This window comes from Achromobacter sp. GbtcB20 (genome assembly GCF_019091095.1).
GTDB classification, from domain to species: Bacteria; Pseudomonadota; Gammaproteobacteria; order Burkholderiales; family Burkholderiaceae_B; genus Achromobacter; species Achromobacter mucicolens.
This window is the reverse complement of the sequence record NZ_JAGXJZ010000403.1, coordinates 1-311: the sequence shown is the minus strand read 5'-3', so window position 1 is coordinate 311 and position 311 is coordinate 1. Positions and strand designations below refer to the sequence as shown.

Here is a 311-nt window from a genome sequence, read left to right as displayed (position 1 = left end):
ATCGCCACCGGCGTGTGCGGCGCATAGTGCGACTCGAGCGTGCCGGAGGCGCGCGGCGCCGCGGCGTCGGGCGCGCTCGGCAGCTGGTCGATGACCGCCGCGATCGCTTCCGCGCTCACGTGGCCGGGACGCAGCAGCACCGGGCCGTGGCTCGCCAGGCGCGACAAATCGACGATGGTCGACTCGATCCCGACCTGGGCGGCGCCGCCGTCGAGCACCATGGCGACCGAGCCGTCGGCGCCGAATTCGTCGCGCACGTGCTGGGCCAGGGTCGGGCTGACGTGCCCGAACTTGTTCGCCGAAGGCGCGGC

1 protein-coding gene is annotated in these 311 nt (G+C 74.3%); it reads right to left on the bottom strand.

The features are described from left to right. Positions 1 to 311, bottom strand: a 311-nt coding sequence (locus KVT32_RS29515) for a Sua5/YciO/YrdC/YwlC family protein (protein WP_217619362.1), incomplete at both ends; no start/stop codon positions are given.